The sequence below is a fragment of the Mesorhizobium humile genome (genome assembly GCF_033977215.1).
GTDB classification, from domain to species: Bacteria; Pseudomonadota; Alphaproteobacteria; order Rhizobiales; family Rhizobiaceae; genus Mesorhizobium; species Mesorhizobium humile.
Genome location: NZ_JAVIIV010000011.1, coordinates 35,311 through 52,538, shown reverse-complemented (window position 1 = coordinate 52,538; position 17,228 = coordinate 35,311). Strand labels below are relative to the sequence as shown.

19 protein-coding genes are annotated in these 17,228 nt (G+C 60.5%); 5 read left to right on the top strand and 14 right to left on the bottom strand.

Annotated features, from left to right (window positions below; genetic code table 11):
* Window positions 1-30 precede the first annotated feature (30 nt).
* Genes RFM52_RS17700 through RFM52_RS17690 form a run of 3 tightly spaced genes read right to left on the bottom strand, consistent with a single transcriptional unit; the run spans window position 31 to window position 2,665 of the window.
* The gene (locus RFM52_RS17700) at window positions 31-399 is read right to left on the bottom strand and encodes a ubiquitination-like system serine protease family protein (protein ID WP_320292975.1); all 369 of its coding nucleotides are present in this window, start codon (window positions 397-399) and stop codon (window positions 31-33) included.
* Window positions 399-1,811, bottom strand: a complete 1,413-nt coding sequence (locus RFM52_RS17695) for a ThiF family adenylyltransferase (RefSeq protein ID WP_320292974.1) — start codon at window positions 1,809-1,811, stop codon at window positions 399-401. The genes RFM52_RS17700 and RFM52_RS17695 overlap by 1 nt, the downstream gene beginning before the upstream one ends.
* Window positions 1,808-2,665, bottom strand: coding sequence for a multiubiquitin domain-containing protein (locus tag RFM52_RS17690; protein WP_320292973.1), 858 nt, complete (start codon window positions 2,663-2,665; stop codon window positions 1,808-1,810). Before RFM52_RS17690 ends, RFM52_RS17695 begins: the two co-directional genes overlap by 4 nt.
* Before the next feature lie 158 nt (window positions 2,666-2,823).
* Here RFM52_RS17690 and RFM52_RS17685 point away from each other — a divergent pair, with 158 nt between their 5' ends.
* From RFM52_RS17685 to RFM52_RS17665, 5 genes are all read left to right on the top strand, one after another.
* Window positions 2,824-3,030 carry a transcriptional regulator gene (locus tag RFM52_RS17685; protein WP_224518262.1) on the top strand — a complete coding sequence of 69 codons (207 nt, stop codon included), beginning with the start codon at window positions 2,824-2,826 and terminating at the stop codon, window positions 3,028-3,030.
* On the top strand, window positions 3,031-3,642 hold the full coding sequence (locus tag RFM52_RS17680; protein ID WP_320292972.1) for a GNAT family N-acetyltransferase: 612 nt from the start codon (window positions 3,031-3,033) through the stop codon (window positions 3,640-3,642). It abuts the gene before it with no gap.
* 8 nt (window positions 3,643-3,650) lie between these two features.
* Window positions 3,651-4,118: a helix-turn-helix domain-containing protein gene (locus RFM52_RS17675; RefSeq protein WP_320292971.1), complete on the top strand. Its 468-nt coding sequence runs from the start codon at window positions 3,651-3,653 to the stop codon at window positions 4,116-4,118.
* A 6-nt stretch (window positions 4,119-4,124) separates the two neighbouring features.
* Window positions 4,125-5,039 carry an ImmA/IrrE family metallo-endopeptidase gene (locus tag RFM52_RS17670; RefSeq protein WP_320292970.1) on the top strand — a complete coding sequence of 305 codons (915 nt, stop codon included), beginning with the start codon at window positions 4,125-4,127 and terminating at the stop codon, window positions 5,037-5,039.
* Window positions 5,040-5,277: 238 nt separating this feature from the next.
* On the top strand, window positions 5,278-5,796 hold the full coding sequence (locus RFM52_RS17665; RefSeq protein WP_320292969.1) for a hypothetical protein: 519 nt from the start codon (window positions 5,278-5,280) through the stop codon (window positions 5,794-5,796).
* Here RFM52_RS17665 and RFM52_RS17660 read toward each other — a convergent pair.
* From RFM52_RS17660 to RFM52_RS17610, 11 genes are all read right to left on the bottom strand, one after another.
* Entirely contained in the window at window positions 5,750-6,691 is a 942-nt protein-coding gene (locus RFM52_RS17660) for a radical SAM family protein (protein ID WP_320292968.1), read from the bottom strand. The two genes, RFM52_RS17665 and RFM52_RS17660, sit on opposite strands and share 47 nt — an antisense overlap.
* 322 nt (window positions 6,692-7,013) lie before the next feature.
* Window positions 7,014-7,886 (bottom strand): hypothetical protein, encoded by an 873-nt coding sequence (locus RFM52_RS17655; RefSeq protein WP_320327865.1) that lies wholly within the window; start codon window positions 7,884-7,886, stop codon window positions 7,014-7,016.
* 231 nt (window positions 7,887-8,117) lie between these two features.
* Entirely contained in the window at window positions 8,118-8,804 is a 687-nt protein-coding gene (gene scpB / locus RFM52_RS17650) for an SMC-Scp complex subunit ScpB (RefSeq protein WP_320292966.1), read from the bottom strand.
* 3 nt (window positions 8,805-8,807) lie between these two features.
* Window positions 8,808-9,764: a DUF1403 family protein gene (locus RFM52_RS17645; protein WP_320292965.1), complete on the bottom strand. Its 957-nt coding sequence runs from the start codon at window positions 9,762-9,764 to the stop codon at window positions 8,808-8,810.
* Between the two features lie 208 nt (window positions 9,765-9,972).
* Entirely contained in the window at window positions 9,973-11,943 is a 1,971-nt protein-coding gene (gene rlxS / locus RFM52_RS17640; RefSeq protein WP_320292964.1) for a relaxase/mobilization nuclease RlxS, read from the bottom strand.
* A 402-nt stretch (window positions 11,944-12,345) separates the two neighbouring features.
* Window positions 12,346-12,552, bottom strand: a complete 207-nt coding sequence (locus tag RFM52_RS17635) for a hypothetical protein (RefSeq protein ID WP_320292963.1) — start codon at window positions 12,550-12,552, stop codon at window positions 12,346-12,348.
* Between the two features lie 382 nt (window positions 12,553-12,934).
* Window positions 12,935-13,621, bottom strand: a complete 687-nt coding sequence (locus tag RFM52_RS17630; RefSeq protein ID WP_320292962.1) for a lytic transglycosylase domain-containing protein — start codon at window positions 13,619-13,621, stop codon at window positions 12,935-12,937.
* A complete protein-coding gene (locus RFM52_RS17625; protein ID WP_320292961.1) occupies window positions 13,609-14,157 on the bottom strand; it encodes a S26 family signal peptidase in 549 nt (182 codons plus the stop codon). Before RFM52_RS17625 ends, RFM52_RS17630 begins: the two co-directional genes overlap by 13 nt.
* Window positions 14,154-14,399 carry a helix-turn-helix transcriptional regulator gene (locus RFM52_RS17620; protein ID WP_320222788.1) on the bottom strand — a complete coding sequence of 82 codons (246 nt, stop codon included), beginning with the start codon at window positions 14,397-14,399 and terminating at the stop codon, window positions 14,154-14,156. The genes RFM52_RS17625 and RFM52_RS17620 overlap by 4 nt, the downstream gene beginning before the upstream one ends.
* A gap of 159 nt (window positions 14,400-14,558) precedes the next feature.
* Complete coding sequence (locus tag RFM52_RS17615; protein ID WP_320292960.1) at window positions 14,559-14,882, bottom strand: DUF736 domain-containing protein; 324 nt, start codon at window positions 14,880-14,882, stop codon at window positions 14,559-14,561.
* A gap of 536 nt (window positions 14,883-15,418) precedes the next feature.
* Window positions 15,419-17,149 carry a ParB/RepB/Spo0J family partition protein gene (locus tag RFM52_RS17610; protein ID WP_320292959.1) on the bottom strand — a complete coding sequence of 577 codons (1,731 nt, stop codon included), beginning with the start codon at window positions 17,147-17,149 and terminating at the stop codon, window positions 15,419-15,421.
* Window positions 17,150-17,228 lie beyond the last annotated feature (79 nt).

Below are 17,228 nucleotides of genomic sequence, written 5' to 3'. Positions count from 1 at the left end.
TCGACCTGGCCAAGTATGGAACAAGAATTGCTAATTTTCCGGCAAGATTTTTCCGCTGTCTTTACACCATTCTACACGACCTTTTCGAATCCAGAAATGGCACCGGCACCCATCGGTCCGCCGGATAGATGGGCTCAGGGTGGGCCTGCCCAACCAGTCAGACGCTACGACCCAGCGGGGCCGACGTGTCGGATTGAGCGAAAGAAGAAGTGGCGTGCCGCAGCCCGAGGGGCATTGAAACGTCATCCATTTGGGCGTTTGACTCGGGCCAACGACGATGGCTTTGCCCGGCTTGAGCTCATTTGGTGCGGGCATGTTTATGCTAGTGACGACAAAAAAGTCCGGTCTTTCGACGAGATGCAGCCGAACAAGGCAGGCGGCAAGAATCTTGCGCAGCATCACCCTGCCCTCCCCAGAAACGGTTGAACATCTCCGATGCCATGGACGCGATCAGATCCACAGACGCGACAGGGCTCCTTTTTTGCACCGGGCCGAAAGTCTTCTGCCATGTTGAACTTGCGCACCCGATTGGCGATGTCGCCGTCGACACCGCGAAACCGGTTCATCCGCTGGATCATCTCTTCGACGGCCATCGTCGCTACGGAAGTCGTAAACGAGATCACAGCTGGAGACGGATTGCCTTCGCCGCGCACATAGGCTTCCACCTTGCGACGCTCGTATTCTACCGGATCGTTTCTTCGAAGCGCTTCTTCGGCCGCAACGCCGGCATCAACGATGCGCCGGCATAAAAGGCATGCGCAGCCGGGCTCAAGAACTGTTGCGCGGCCGTCGGCCTCCAGGCAAGTCAATCCGTGGCGCTCGGTGACACGCAGGGCCAGACCAATGTCGATGACCGGGATCAAATAATAGTAGGCGAGGCGGTTCAGCAACGAGCGGCCGTCATGATCATCGGTGCAGCCGAAGATCAGATCCATCGATTTCAACGCATCGCGACATGCAGGGCTCCCGATCCAGGCATCGAAGGTCGCGACGCTGGTGCCAAGGCCCATGCGGTCAATCTCGCGCCGGGCAACGTCGACCTTCTTGTTACCTTGATCCGCATCCATCATCGTCGCGCCATAGAGCCTGTTGAGGTTGGAATGCTCGACGTAGTCTGGATCGAAGATCGCGATGTAACCAGCACCCATGCGGGCAATCTGTTGGAGCAACGGACTGCCAGTGCCGCCGGCACCGACCACCCCGACGCGCAGATGGCGCATCGCCTGGTTGAACTCCGGCCCAAGAGCCAGGTCCTGTCGCGCAAGCGCCCGATTTTCCACTGAGCCTTCTTGGTCGAAGGAGATCGTTCGCCAGCTACTGCTAACCGTTCTTGCCGAGCCGAGGTTGATAAACGAAGTTGGCGAAAGCCACACGCGGCCCGCTGCAAACCCTTCTCCTGCAAAGAGCAGGCTCGGCAAGATGGCATCGGCACCATTGCGGTTCTGGCTCAAACGAATGAGTTCGGCTTCATTTGCGTCGTCCTGAGCCGAGAAGTGCGTCGGTCCCGCCGGATGCGAATGCGCAATTCCGAGTTGAAGGCCCTCCCGCTCAGCGCGCGCGAGCAGTTGAACGAAACGTTCGGTACTCCAGGAGATATGCTGGTGGTCGGACGACTTAATCTCGTCGTCATTAACGGCGAACACGTCCTTGACCATCACGCGCAAGCGAGGCTGATGCGTGAATGGGTCCGCACCGATGCGAGAGATCCCGAAGATCACATACGCAGCGTGCTCTTTTCCGTCGGCACGCAGCAACTCGGCTTGCAACGTCGAGAGGTGATGCTCCCTTAAGATGAGGTCAGCGATCATCATGCCGCGATCTCCAGCGCGCGCTCGATGCGACGCAGCATGGTCCAGATTCCATCGATCCCTGCTCGCCAGGCGCTGTTGTGCCTCGACCAGCGCTGCCAACGCTTGCCTGCAAACATGTGAGGCTGGTCCGCTGCGTTTGGATAGCGCTGGTTCGTGACAAGGCGAACCCAGGGCGTCAGGTAGAACATGTCGGGTGCACAGTCCGGATAGGCCGGGGGCAGGAGAATAAGGATATCGGCCGTGCCGGCGTCGAAACGCCGCTCAGGCAGACTCCAGGCTTTCAGCACGACTGCCTTTGTAGTGCCTTCGATATGCTCCTCGAAAGCGATGGCCTGCGAGGTCAGGTACTCACGATCCTCGGGCGGGAGCACTGCTGCCCCCGCGCCTTCGGTAGTCGTGTCAATGCCGGTGAAGAAGCGCTCGGTTCCGTTCCCCTGCAGATCGACCTTTTCCGTATTGCCGATCAGACGGTCATCGCCGACCTGCTGAGCAAGCCAGACGCCGTAAGACTGAGGATCGACGCCAGCCAGCCGTTTCAACTGCAAGCCAGTGATGAAGGGAAGGCCCCATTCGAACTTGCGGCCATCAAGGACAAAACGAAACGAGCGATCGCTCTTGAAGGTGATGAACTGCTCGCGGCCTTCGCGTTGAAGGTCGACGCTCTCGTCGGGCCGGATCTCTTCGAGCTGCCCATCCACCAGCTCTTGGAAGAGAAGATGCTCATCCGTGGGAAAAAGCTTTGCCTTCTGAAGGATCTGATCTCCGGTGACGATCGGGTCATGGAACACAAACGGGTTGCCATCGATCTTGATGTCGAAAGCACGGTGCGCCTGCGGGGGAATATGGTCTGCCATTGCGAGAACTCCATTTTGGCAACAGCGACCATCGCCGTGCCTGACCCATAAATAGTAGCTATTATTTAGCTATACAATAGCCATGTTATGATTTTTTTTTGTTGACTTTTTCGCTAAAAAATCCAATTTTGGGGAGTTCGCAATCCCGGGAGCATCCAATGAAAAAGACAATGACCCTCAACCTCACCGATGCCGAAATGCAGGTGCTGCAGGATCTCTGTGACAAGAAGGACTTGTCAAAAACTGCAGTCCTTCGTCAGGCGCTTAGGCTGTATCAGCTGGTCGACGTGCGCCTTCAACAAGGTGGAAAGCTCTTCTTCGAGGATGAAACCAAGAAGGAGAAGGCGGAACTTATGGTGCTCTAAATGGCTTCATATCCAGTCTTCCTCAACGACCAGCGAACCGGAAAACCGGTGGCCGCTGAGCTGCTGGACCGCATCGATGAGGTTCATCTGAGAGCGGTTGAGACAGATTGGATACCGCAGATTATCAACCATATCCGCCAACTCATCGACCAAGGTCAGCCACGACAGACTTGGCCTCAGAGCTGGCATTGGAACTGGCGAGACAAGATGGACCGCATCAACGGACTGCTCGCCTTCCAAACATTCGCAATTATGTGTGAGGGCCAACTGCAAGGCCTCATGCAGATGAATTCCGCTCGCAGCCTCTGCCGACTTCCGGAGCAGGCCGGCAAGCATCTTGCTTATGTCGATTATGTCGAGACCGCACCCTGGAACCGCCCGAACATCGTTTCGAAGCCGCGGTTCCGAGGTGTTGGAATTACCATGATCCGAGCCGCCATAGAACACAGCCGAGATCTAGGCTTTCATGGCCGCGTCGGTTTGCACTCTCTGCCTCAGTCGGAGACCTTCTACGCAAATTGCGGCATGACCGATCTTGGAATCGATGGCACGTACGAAAATCTTAGATACTTCGAGATGACATCAAGCCAGGCTGATGCACTCTCGGGTTAGGAAAACCCATGAAACTAGCAATCACAAAGGAGTGGTTCGAACGCAGAGTCAAACTGGAAGGCGACCACGAGATCGCTGCCGGGGCACTTGCCCGAGACCCTGCCCCTGACCATGAGGCCGAATCGATGGATGCCGTCCGCCTCGCGTTTGGCTCTCTGATAGAGAGCATGCGCCGACGTAAAGGATTGACCATAGAGAAACTGGCCGAACGCTCGGAGATTGATGTTGCCGACATCGTGCGGATAGAGCGAGACGCGCATTTCCGCCCCGAACCTAGGGCCGTCTATAGGCTCGCACAAGCATTTGACCTGCCGAACAAGGCACTTCAACAACTGTCCGGCAACACATACGCGCAACCAGAAATGCAAGAGCACGCTCTTCGCTTCGCGGCGCGTTCGGGCGAGTCACCACAAAAGCTGTCACGAGATGAGAAAAAGGCGCTCGAGGAGTTCGTCGCCTATCTAGCCAGACAGTAGGATCCAATGCGTAATATCATCCTCAGCCGCGCAACGGCATCTGACATCGAGAACCAGGTCAACAAAGTCCTACGCGGACTTGGCAATCCGGATCCGCCTTTGCGGCTCCAAGACGTCCGCGATCTGCTGAAGCTCGACCGTGCCTATTACTCCACTACAGATGACGGCTTCCTTCGGGAGAAAATCAGCAAACTGACGATTGCCGGGGCGCAAGTTCTTAAGCGCCCCGGCCTACTACTGGAAGCAGTTAGAAAGTTTGATCTCCGCGCACTTTATCTGCCTGACCGCCGACGAATCCTGTTGGACAGATCACAGCCGGATGCGAAACAGCGTTGGAATGAAGCACACGAGGTTGGCCACAGCCTTTTGCCTTGGCACGCCGACCTCATGCTTGGCGATCATGAGCAGACCGTAACGCCAAGCTGCCATGCGCAAATCGAGGCCGAAGCAAACTATGCCGCTGGGCAGCTGCTTTTTCTTCAGACCCGGTTTCTTGTCGCAGCCAATGACTCAACTCCGGACCTGGATACGGTCCGCTCGCTACATGCAAGCTTTGGCAACACCTTCACGACTACCTTTTGGCGGTTTGTCGAGAGCGCGCACAGCAACCTTCCCATGATCGGCCTGATTGGCGCCAATCCCAATTTTCCCAGACGAGCCAGCGAAGGACGGGTGCGGTATGTGATCGAATCCCCAGCGTATCGCAAAATGTTCGAGAGTCTGTCAGTCGATAGCCTTCAAACCGGAATCGCTTCCTATTGTCGGCCTAGTAAGGCAGGACCGCTCGGTTCTGCAGAAATCATCATTTCAGATCGAAATGGCGAGCCCCACGTTTTCTTTTTTGATTCATTCGGTAACACTTATGATTGTCTCACTTTGGCCGTCTATCGGCGGCCACATAAGCGCGTTATTGGATTTTAGAACCCCGAAGATTTCGTGACTTGCCGGCCCGTGGTGCGAGACGTAGCTGTCCAAGCGAAGGGCGTCTGGGCATGATCGAGGGCCGATTTGCAAGTTTGCCAGTGCAGGCGTGCTTTTTTCGCCGGCATTGGGACCTCAATCCTGAAAAATGACAGACATTTTGCCCAGATGTCAGTTTGCTGCGGCCCGTTTGCTGCGTTCCGTTGGATCGGGGTACGGCGCATGCTATATAGCCATCATGAAAATCTACCTCTCTGGTTCGATCACTGGATCCGCCGAAGACGCAATCGTTGGATGGCGGAGGAAAGTGCTTGAGCTGCTTCCCCGGACAGTCGAGGTTTTCGACCCCACGGCCCTGCCCTTCGACTCCATCGCCGGTTATCTGCAGCAGGAAAACCCCACAGAAGCGCTGCAGCGCTTAAGGCATGGCATGCTGGTGGTCGACCGAAATAAGCATCTCATCCGGTCGTCGGACGTCGTCCTGGCCAACTTTCTACACGCCGATCATGCTTCAATCGGTTCAATCGGCGAGTTGTTCTGGGCCAACGCGTTCCGTGTACCGATAGTGATTGTCCGAGAGCAGACGGGGAATGTGCACGATCACGCGATGCTGAATGCTATAGCCAGCATAGTAACCTCTACGCTGGAGGACGGGTGCAAGGCAGCTCTCAACATGTTCCATGCCGAGACGCGTTTGGGGAGGCGCAATGTCAGCCGGACAACTCCTTCGCAAGTTCGGACGAGTCATAGATCCTGAAGCCAGCATCGTCAGTGTCCGGAGTCGGAACAACGCCGTCAAAGAATGCCGGTGAATAGGGGCTCTTCCCACCATTCCAGCGCCGGCCCATGAGCGCCAACCAATCACTTAGGCCGTCACGCTGTCTGGGTGGAATGCGCCGCCGCCAGTCCATGTAATTGCCGATCGATTGCTCCGGAGACCACAGGTCCATCAGCATGTCGAACCTAACACGCTTGTCTGGCCGCCCCAGCGATGATCTGATGACGCCGACAAAGTTGGCTGCGAAGTGATTGGCCTCCTCTTGCGTTAGCTCGGAGGCGCCACAACACCCTTTCCCGTCGCTCCACGGAATGAACTCAGTGTCTCCCGCGCCAAACTTCACACCAAGCTCATGGCTCAACTGCCTCGCTCTCCGGACGAACGGCCGCTTGGCGTCCCTCGAAAGCGTCCAATCGGGCCCAAGCCTAACAACTCCAAGCCGCCGCATCCTCTCGACGACGTCGTACCCGAGCCTTCGGCTAACGGCCGCTATCTCGGTCTTAACGGACTCCCCGGGTATCTTCAGATATTCGAACGAGAGTTGCTTCACGCCAACCGCAGCCGCTTCGCGCGCCATCGCGAGGGCCTCCTCTTCGTAGCCAGGAAAGATCGGCTGGATCCGCAGCCCGCAAGTGATTCCTCGTTCGCTCAGGTGCCCGATCGTTCGGATTGTCGCCGCGAACCCGTCGGTGCGGGGCTCGACCATCTTCCGCAGCACTTCGGGGATGCCAGCTGCCGATAGCCTCACCACGACGTTCATTTCGGCGAGGAGCGACAGGTACGGTTCGCTCGCGGGAAGCGCCCCTTTGGTACTGATGAGCGTAGGGTAGTGGAAATCCCTGAGGATGCAGAGCAGATCCCTGGTTACGCCCAAGCCACCTTCAATCGGCGTAAAGGGATCCTGAAGTCCGCCGAGCTGCAGAGGCACACGGCGAGCGAGAAATTCGTCAACGGCTGACCTGATCTCTCCCCGCGCCACGCGTTCCAATCTGAGGCGAAAGGATTTTGGATTGGCTTGGTGGACCCCCTTCGATGCCCAAGCCCGCGCACGATCGCGTGAGAAGCAATAACTGCAACTGAACTGGCACATGTCGTACGAGTCCAGCCTAATTGGCGCGGAGCAAAAGTATATCTGCCCCGTGACGCTTAATGCGTGCTTGTAGCTGCCCTGGGTCTGGCGCATTTATTTATGTGTCCTAAGAACGGGGTCCAACTGTTTTGGGCACGATGTCCGCGTAGATGTATTTGAAGCTGCTGGGGGCGTTTGGCGCTGGCAACCAGAGGGCGTGAACGACAGCTACGATGACCGCGAAGATCAGCAGCAGGACCGAAAGACGGACGAGAGCCCATGCGAACCATCTGGAATAGGTGTTCTCCTTCGCAGCAGCCGTTAGGATGATCCAGAAGAGTTCCTTGCACTTGAGATCGCACTTTGCGTCGTCCTCCCTGATGGCGAGGACATACTTCCTTTCGACATTGTCGATGTTGGACATCATCGTGAAGCCCATGATCAGATCGCGGTCAAAATTCAGAGGATCATGCACTCGCATCTTGTAAGTCACGGTTGAGCCGTCCGGATTTTTGAGTGGGGTGTCCTTCTCAATGGATGGTCCAACAAATGCCGTCACCACTGGCAGGCGCGTTCGCCCCGGCGGCGTAGTCACGTTCACGCTGAGCTTTTTCTCCACAGTTTGGGGGAGGAGCTTGAAACCGCCCTTCAGTGCAATGAGGTTGGTGTGGAATTGCCAGAGCACCCATCTGTGTGAGTGCTTCTTGTCGTCGAAGGACTTGTAGTCAGGATATTCCTGGAGGAATGCCGGTGCCCGGAACCTGATGACTAGGATCGCCAACGCGTACGCGATCGCTGCGAAAATGAAACAGTAGAGTGCCGGCCTGCCCAAGTTCACCAGGTCGGTGAATTTTGTCACGATGGCGATCAATGAGAACAGCGTGGCGAGCGACAGAGCACTACTCATGCGTGACGCCGCGATCAGATACTGCCAGTCCGACCTATAGTTGCTTGACACTCCCAGAATCCAAAACGGCATCCCCTTCAACCATGTTGGCATTCTCATTCCCCCACCACCCTTCTGCCAGAACTAATCCTGTGGTTGCTGAAAGGCAACCTTCACTGAAGTCATTTGCTCCTCGTCATGATTATCAGACGCCCCGATGGATGAGGCCCTTGTCTCGGTTCACGACCCCGAGCATCGGCTACCGCATGACCAATCGTCCTGGCCTTGAGCGATCGACTGTCTCTGTGGTCCGCAACGCGGCAACGAACCGCTCACGACACCTGGTCAACGGACGGGGTCCTCGCCCTCGCCGCTAGGCAACCCGGCTGGGATACCACCGGCCAGCAGCTTGTCCTTTGACAGCAGCCCGGCGTCCTCGAGCGCCTCGAAATCCGGCAGCTGGCGCAGCGTGTCGAGCCCGAACTGCGAAAGAAAGTTTTTGGTCGTCACATAGGTGTAGGGCGCGCCTGGTTGCGGGCTGCGCGGCCCCGAGGCGATCAGATCCTGCGCGCGCAGCACGCCGATCAGGTCGCGCGACACCTCCTTGCCGAAGAAGGAAGAAAGCTCACCACGCGTGATCGGCTGGAAATAGGCAATGCACATCAGCACGAGCGCCTCCGACTGCGACAGCTCTTTTGCACCCTCCCCGGCCGGCGTGCCGAAGGCGGCGTGGATGGCGTCGCCAAAGGCTTTCTTCGTCCGGTGCTGCCAGCCGCCGGCGACCGCGACCAGCTCGTAGGGGCGGCCGGCGAGCTCGGCGCGGATATCGTCGATGACCAAATCGAGATTGCAGCTTCTGCCCACCACCCGCGCCAGCACCTCGCGTGGCACCGGTTCGCTGGCCGCAAAGATCACTGCTTCGACGCGACCCATCCACTCGCGCCAGCGCAGTTCCGGCGGCAGGTGCTCGAGCTCGGTGTCGAGCAGTGCCGGCTGCTCGTTCGGCTTGCGGCGAACGGAGGCTTGGCTCATCGGCTACAGCCCAAACAGCCGGAAGCTGGCGCGGCCCGAGAGCTCGCGCACCGCCTCGAGCTGCTGCAGCCGTTCGAACAGGCGCCGCACCGCAAAGCGCGACAGGTTTTTCGTCGTCAGCGATCCGGCGACGGCATCTTCGTTGAGCAGCAAAAAAATCACGTCGCCGGCGCCCTTGGCGCGCAGCTTTGGCGCCACCGCCAGAAGTTTTTCGGCACGGCGCGACAGCTCGGCGGCCAGCCGGCAGACCTCGGCCGCTCCTTGAACCAACGCCAAACAGACCGCGCGCTCGAAACCTCTTTCGCCCGGTCGGATGCGCTTGCCGCCCCCGCCCTCGGTGCGGAACGCCGGGCCAAAAGCCTGGGCCATCAACAGCGGCAGCGGCCGCGGCCAGCGCAGGCTTTGCGCCAGCACCAGATCGGCGAGCCACCAGGCCAACAGCTCGGCGTCGGGCCGCATGGCGACGACATGGGCGGCGATTGCCGCCGCGGCGAACGGCGCCGGCCGCTGCGAGCCCGCCACGTCTTCGATCTGCGTGCACAGGTCGGCGAGCGACTTTTCATCCCAGGCGAGCCCGAGCATCTCGGTCACTTTTGCCAGCCGATCGGCGCTGACCGCCTGCGGCTGCAGCGCCAACTGGCGCCAGGTCCCCAAAATGGCTCCAGCGGGACCGGGATCGGCGCCGGCCGGGCAAAGCTGCCAGGCGTCGCGCAGCGCCGCTTCGTCCTCGGTCCGGCCGGCTAGCCGCATGCTGGGGGCAGCGCATTTGAGCGCCAGCCGCTGGCGCCACGCGCCGGCCCAGGCAGGCTGTGCCCGGGCCAGCGTGTCGAGGGCGCCCAAGGCGGCGCCGACCCGGAAGGCTGCGTCGGTGTCGCTGGGCGCGCCGGCGGCCGCGAGCGCCCAGGCCGGAACGCTGGGCGGCGGGGCGGGACTGGCGGCCGCGGGATCGAGACGAATCATGCTTTGGAGGGTAAATCCCCCGTGCGCTTTTGGCGATGAAAATCATATCAAAACGCACAGCCTGTCGCGTGCCAAAAACGAATGATAATGTTGCCTTATCAATCGTTTACCTAACCGTAGGCTGGGCTCAATTAGATTTGTCGGCTAACTTCTGCCACCGACTGCATCCTCTTGGGCCAAATACCGGCGGCGGCTCAGTACAAGCAGGTCACGAAACAGTCGGTCCGCTCCTTTGCCGACCGATGGTCCATGAAATCCCCTCCCCGCTCATGATCCCGGAGGAGACCTCCTTTCCGATATGTCGGTCAAGCACTGGCCGCCACGGCACGAGAGTGAACTCACGCGACTTTTCAATGACGGCATATTTCCCGCTGGCGAGTTCGACCGATCGGACCATCTTACCTTCCAGTCGATCTCCAGCCTTTGCCTCGAAATATGAAAGACCTAGCTCACTCGATAGCTGACCGGCAACGCGGTTCAGCTCGCGCTGGCGCAGGATCGAAATCATGTTGGCGCGATAGACGATCCGGTCCTGCTCTTCGTGCGCGAGTCCTTGAGCAATCAGCCACTGCCGCCGGCGGGCTTGCGCCTCTCGTAACTCGCGGCCAAATCCAGAGTTGCGCGACCCTTCGAGTTTGTCGGAAACCAGTTCCCGGTCGAGCCAGGTGGCACCGTCGAAACTGACTTGCTTCTCCAGCGGCAGCGATGAGACCTTATCGACCAGGACTGGCTCCCCCTTAGCGCGATCGCGCTCGTATTCCGCAACACGATCGAGATGATCCGGCGCGATGATCCAGGTTCCGTCCGGCTGGCGCTCCAAGCCGCCGGCGGCTCGCCGGATCGCTTCCAGCCGCCGGACATGCGTCTCGGCAAAGCGTTCGGTAGCGGAAGGGTCCTGCCTCAGATGAATATCGACGTTGTAGCGCCCGCCATTCGCTGCAGCGATCCAGACAATGCTCCGGTCAACTTGTCTGGGCTCCGTGCTTCGCGGCATGACACGAACGATGCAGCCGTCAGGCGTCGGCTCGGTGGCCTCGCCTTTGCCGATGTCGATGTAGTGGCTTTTACCGTCCACGCCGTCGACGATGAGATAGTGCCTGTCATTGATCTCGTCGCTCAGCCCTCGTGCGACAGTGCGGCCGACCACAGGTTTGGCATTCTGTCCCGCATCGTAGACCAAACAATCGGCTGCACTGCGCGCGAGTCCCTTGCTCGCCAGCGCGCGATGCATGGTCTTGATGATATCGCCGCGCTCGCCCAACCGACGCAGCGTTGCTTCGAGCTCATCGTCCAGGCGCCAGCGGCCGGAGCCGATCTCCGCTGCAAGATCCATCCGCTCGAGCTTTCGCAGGCGGCCCTGGTGCAACGTCTGGCGAAAAGCGTCGCCGCTGGCCGCCGAAACAAGCCCATCGTCATCGCGCATTCGAAGCAGCTGCCGGTCGATGCTGGTGAAACGGTCCTGTTCCATCTCATGGCGCAGGCGCTGCTCGATCTCCCGGTCGGTGCGTGGACCGAGGTCGAGGCTGACCAGCTCAGCCGCGCGCTCTCGCAAACCAGAGGAGATGTAGTCGGGTGCGATGACAAGATTCTCGCCGCGGTCGTCCTTCCCTCGGACGATGATATGCGTATGCGGATGGCCGGTGTTGAAATGGTCGACGGCAACCCAGTCGAGCTTCGTGCCGAGATCTTCCTCCATCCGCGCCATGAGGCGCCGCGTGAGCGGCTTTAGATCGTCATACTCGAAGCCGTCTTCGGCTGCGACGATGAAGCGGAACTGATGCCGGTCACCGTCGGCACCATTGATGAACGCCTTGCCATCGACCCGATCTTTGTCGGCACCATAGAGTTGGCCAGGCTCGCCTTCGTGGGTGACGCCGTCGCGCTGGAGATAGCGCAGATGCGCTCGTGCTCCGTCCACGCCCTTGCCGGCCAGCTTCACAATTCGTGCTTTGACCACAACCCGTCGCTGGCGAAAGGCGGCATAGCGATCACGGGATTTCAGCAGCGCGGCGGCCGCTCCGCCGCGCCCTTCCCGGCTTCCAGTGAAATGACTGCCGCGCCAAGACTTGCCACCGGCTCGGTTGATAGCGGCCCGAAGTTGATTGGCGAACCGCTGCCCTGCTCTCGAGCCTCGCGACCCGATTTTGCCGAGCCTTGGCTTGAACTCGTCGTCTTTCACGCCAGCCTCCCGAAACACTGCAGCAAAATCAGCGTCTTGCGCCCCGCGGCCTCTTGGCGCCGCAGGGTGCCTCCTGGGAAAACGATGTGCAGACAAAGACTTGACCGCCTCATGGAGGCGGTGCCTTTATCTTGCCTTACCAATTAGACACCCCATCAACCTGCAATAATTCATCAATATCAATTGCTCAATTCCAATTCCATCGCAGTAAAGACGGCATGATTCATTTCAGTGGTACATAAGCCAAGCTCACGGGCGGATGTTGCCTCCGGCGGTCCATGCGCTGCTTCGAGCTCGGCGCCTAACGGCGTGCAACGCGCCACCGAGATGCGGCCGCGCCATCGGAATTCCGCGGTGGCGACATAGGACGAGAGGCGGCGGATGCCGTCTCTCGTCTCGACTTTAGTCGCGGTCCCGATCCTTAAGCTCCCGGACCACCGCCTTGACCTCATGGTCGCCGATCTTGGTGCGGCGTTGCGCGACCAGGATGCTGACGGCCGTCTCGTTCGCCTCGATCGCCCGGATCGCGTCCTCCATGTCGGCATATGGCCGGAGGTTTTCGAAGGCGATGACGTCGCCGTTCTCGTCATAGCCGCCGTGGAGGTACATCGGCGCCCGATTCAGGCGCGAAAGCGCCCACTCGGCCTCATGGATGAGCAGGAAGCCCAGCTTGCGCTGCCGCCATATTCTGCACTGCCACCGTCGATGCTGACGATTTTGCGATGTGTCATGGAAATCTCCTTTCGTTCTCTGACGGAAGGTGCCCGCACCGGCGCATCGAGGGTCACGGATCGCTTTAGCGAGCGCAACGCGGCGTGCGGGGGAGCCGATTTGGTCGTCGGGCGCTTCAGCGTCCGGCGGCAAAATTGGGGGGACCGCTGGTCCTTGACGCCGCAGAGCGGTGCCACAATGGGCAGTCAGAGAGAGATAACCCACGGCCCCGACCGGGGCCAATAGCGTGCCCCCACCCGCCCCGCCCAGCACCTTGCCCTCATCTGCCGTCCGGCCGCGCTGACCCACCTGGCTGAGACCCGAGCGGCACCAGAATTCCGCCACTCGAACCGCCCGCCGAAACGCCGTCCCTCAGGAAAAACAATTCGCGCCCTAAGGAGATTTTCGGCGCTTTTGGCGGTCGAGATTTGCCCTTGAACTGATCCATGTCGACCGCCGAAACACCCGCCGCCTTAAGCTGTTCGAGATACAAGACTGTCTCTCTCGGCAGCGGCTTGCCGCGTTCCAGATGCGCCTCATATCGATCCGGCCCGGCGTTGTAGGCTGCGAACAGCCCAGGAAAGCCGAAGCGATCATACATGGCGCGCAGATAGGCTGTACCGGCCAGAATATTGTCGCGCGGATCGTGCGGATCGGCTCCGAGGTCATGCTCGACGTGCAGTTCCTCATAGGTGTCGGGCATCACCTGCATCAGCCCAATCGCACCGGCTCGTGAAGTGATCGGCCGACCGTTGAGCATGGTCTGCCCACGGCTTTCGGCATCCATGACGGCATAAATCCAGGACTGTGGAACACTGAAGCGCAGGCTTGCCTCGGTAACGAACTCTTGCCATCTTGCCAGCTGCGGACCTTGGGAGATGACGGCCGGCTGTGCGCCGGTCGCGGCGGAACAGGCGCATGGTGCAATCGACACCATGCCCAAAATCAGGAGGGTCACTCGGTCCATAGCGGCACGAGCCTCCCAACGATATTGGCGGCCGGCACCGGCCCGAAATACCGGCTGTCGAAGGAGCCGGGAGCCTCGCCATTGATCAGGAAAACTTCGTCGCCGGTCAGTGCCCGGCATTCGTTCCACCAAGGCAAGGTTCGGCCTTGCGTGTCGACCGGAACGCGGCGTGCCACGATCTCGCCGCCGATGATGATGGCGTCATTGAAGGCGCAGACATGCTCGTGCGGCAGTGCGGCGATACGCTTCACCGGCGGCACGTTGCGAGGCAGATAGCCGCGTTGGTCGGCGAGGTGAGCGGCCATTTTGGGCAAGCGGACAAGCACGAAATCGCCGGCGCGAGCGGCACCAAGGCCAAGGCCATAGAGCCCGATTGGCGCGCTGGCCGAGGCATTCCAGACCAGTACGGGCGTCGGCTTGACGAAAGCGGTGAAGCCGATCAGGCCAAGGCCGATGCATGCCGCGGCAAGCATCTTGCGCGCGCGAACGCGCCGCAACCGGCTGCCGATCAGATGAAGAGAAGGCCGCGCGATCATGGCTGGCCTGCGCGATTGTCATCGGCGTCAAAGCCCTTCGGCTGGCCTTTCGACCAGGCGTCGAGCTCGTCGATGTGGTAGCGGACGAAGCGGCCGTGCTTGCGAAATTGTGGGCCGCCGCCCTTGAGCCGCATCTTTTCCAAAGTCCGCTGAGAGAGCCCGACATAGAAAGCGGCCTGCGCGGTGTTGAGGAACGGACTGCCCTTCTTGGCGCGGGCGGCGCGTTCGTTTTCGTCGTCCATGATGATCCTCGTTTCGTCGGCTGAAGACGGTGGGAGGATCGGCAAGGAAAAGCGCTTGCGGGACGGGCGAAGAGTCAACGGCGAGTTTTCGCCGCCCCTGCGGGCTGGCTCAGTTCGGCTGAAAGAGCCCCCGCGCCGGTGGCGCGGGGGCCTGTTGCGTCAGTCGGCCGGGTTCCAGATGATGGCGAAGGTGTCGTCGTCATCCTGGCCGGCGGCGCGGCCGAGATTGGCGTAGAGTTTTCGCGGGCCGAACTCCGGTGCTGCGATCGACAGGCTCACATAGTCCTTGCCGGATGCCTCGCCGATCCTGATCCAGCCGGCACCGACCTCGACGCCTTGGGTCAGCACCCTAAAGTCAGGATGGGTGTCGGCGCTCTTTGACTGGTTGGGCACGATGGCGATCTCGGCGCGGACGCTGAGCGTCTTGAGCTGGCCTTTGTAGCCGCCATTGTCCTGCTTGGTAACGTATCCGATCGCGGTCATTTGAAAGTCTCCTTTTTGCTTGTCGCCGGGGACCATTCCCCTGCGATGGCGGACCGTGATGGGCGCGTCCGGGCCGGCTGAACCCGGAGGGCCGCAGCGGCAGCGGAGGACCCGAGCGGCAACTTTTTTGAAGCGAAGCGGGCGCGAGGAGCCGCCGCAGGCGGCGGGGAAAAAAGCTGCTGGCCGAGGGTTTCGGGCGGGCCGGATCCGCCCATAGGTCATCAAGCCAGCGGCAGGGGAATGGTGCTCGCACGAGCAAAAGGAGATGTCGCAAAGACGCGGTCGTGGTAGCCAGGCAGAAGTTGGCCGAGGACAGGTTTGCGGACGCTCCAGCGCCGTGCCAGCGCTATCGTGCCAGGCACAAAGCGCCAGATTGCCACCACCGGGCCGGGTGTTTTGGAAATCCGTCGGCCGGTGCGCGCGGCTGAAACCGGACCGGCGCTGCGGTCTACTCGAGACTTTGCCGAGCGATAAATGCTGCCCGGTTGGCGCACGAGCGGCGACGCCAGAAAACGTCGCCGTCCGCCATGCGAGGATCATTCCGACACGAACAGCGTCTGGACCTTCGCCCACTGATCGGCGGTGCGCAAACCGCCACGGTTCGTGTAGTTCGACACCGGGAATGCCATCCAGCGCGGCAGCCAGCCGTCGACTTTTTGCCGGCCGTTCTCGCCGCAAAGGAAGTCGCGGATGATCTTCTTTTGCGTCTTCAGCTTCTGCGAAGAATTGCCATCGGCGACGAGCCTGCCGCCGACATCGGCGAGGATTTCGGTGGCGACTTGCCTGTCGCGCAACAGCTCGAAGAAGGCCTCGTCGGCCTGCCAATGGCCGCGCATGTCGAGGCCAAGATGATTGCCGAGCGCTTCGACAATCGCGCTGCCCGTGCAAAGCGTCTCGGCCATGACCAGCGCCAGAACGCGCAGGACATCGTCGTGTGGGAGTGCCAGCAGACGGGCAAAGACGCTGGCCAGCGCGAAGTCGTCGCCATTGCCACCGGTCACCGGACCATCCTCATCGACAGAACCGAGCAGGGTCAGAACCTCGCGTTGCTTCTCACCGAAGACGGCTTCGGCCTTGCAAGCGGCGATGCTGGCGGCCACCGTTTCGTTGGCCGCGCGCTGCGGCTCGGGACGTACCGTCCACAGGCTCGAGCCGACAATGGCATGCGCCACCATCAGGCGCAGCGCTGCGCCCGGATGATCGAGCAGACTGGCGCGCACGGCGGCGTGACGGTGCAGATCGACATAGTTCTGCATCGGCCCGCTCAACTCGGGACGCGACGGTTTGGCACGCGGTTCGGCTTCCTCACCAAAGTCGCCTTCTGCGCGGACGCGGCGGGCTTCCTTGTGCGACAGGTAGCCCTCATGACATTCCACCTCGCCGCGCTGCGAGACGGTGATGATCACCTTGCCGCCCTTCTTCTTCGGCGTCTTTTCGTAGTCCCACGAATGGAAATACTGGCCGGGTTCGAGCGCGACCACGTCGATCCAACCGGCTTCCAGATAGGCCTCGCGCCTGGCGGCAATGCCCTCGTTCTGCTTTTGCCAGAACAGGTCGGCATCGGCGAAATAGCTGTCCTCGCCGAACAGGTCGGAGACGATCAGGCCGGGATAGTCCTCGATTGGAAACAGCGCCACCTTGGTCGAAATCGACTGGCCGCCGAACAGCCATTGCTTCAATTGCCAGCCGCGCGGGGCTCGGCTGTCGGGATCGCAAAAGAGCGCCAGCCAGTCCTTCTGCTGCGCCTTGGAAACCATGGTGAGATGCCGCACCGTTTCGGTGTCGATCTCCTCGCGGCGATAGGCTTCGCGTATCTTCGGCAACAGCTCGCCGAGCGCCAGAATGCGCTTCACCTGATGCTCGGTGAGGCCAAAGGTGGCGGCGATATCGGCAACGCTGCGGCCCTCCTTGATCAGGCGCGCAAAGGTCTCCCACTGCGAGACTTCATCAGGGTCGAGGCGGGCGATGTTCTCGATGAGCGAAGCCTCCAGCGCATCGGCGTCGTCGCCTTCTTCCATGATGGCGCAGGGCAGCGGTTCGGCCTCGCCGCGCTCGTCGGCGACCGTTTTGGCTGCGAAATAGCGCCGCCGCCCGGCGACGATTTCGAAGCTGTCCGGCGTGCCATTGGGCCGGATCAGAAGCGGCACGAGCACGCCGCGCGCCCTGACCGACGGCAGGATGTCGGATATGTCTGGTGCGCGCTTTGAATGACGCATGTTGATGGCGGAAACGCTCAACTGGTCGATGGAAATATGGGCAAGTTGCATGGGTCTTTCTCCTTTGTCTGGGCTTTCAAAAGCCCCACCGCGAGGCCGCAGGCCGAGCGGCGGGATGTTTGCGCCTGGC